Origin of the sequence: Staphylococcus pasteuri, from assembly GCF_030547725.1 — a bacterium.
Classification (GTDB): domain Bacteria; phylum Bacillota; class Bacilli; order Staphylococcales; family Staphylococcaceae; genus Staphylococcus; species Staphylococcus pasteuri.
Window position 1 is genome coordinate 1 of the sequence record NZ_JAUOQO010000146.1, and the last position, 321, is coordinate 321.

The 321-nt window shown below is 48.3% G+C and carries 1 protein-coding gene; it reads right to left on the reverse strand.

The features are described 5' to 3' along the window. Positions 1-321, reverse strand: a 321-nt coding sequence (locus Q4528_RS13180) for an HAD-IA family hydrolase (RefSeq protein ID WP_303521941.1), incomplete at both ends; no start/stop codon positions are given.

Below are 321 nucleotides of genomic sequence, written 5' to 3' on the forward strand. Positions count from 1 at the left end.
GTGGTCATGTTTGTGTTGTTGCCTGCGGCGATATCGCGCTCGGCATCTCCCACATATAGACAATGTAGAGGATCTACCTTGATGGTGTCGCAGGCAAGCAACATTGGCTCAGGATCGGGTTTTCGCTGGGCAATCGTATCGCCACCGACTAATACTGCGCATTGTTCAAATTCAGGGAAGTGAGCAAGTAGCTGTTTGCTTAGCCCTTCAGGCTTATTGGTAATCACACCCCAAGCAATCGAGTGCTGATTCAGCCATTGTAAAGCTTGCCTAATCCCTGAGAAGAAATCAGTGCCTTCACAAATGTGCTGTTGGTAGTAA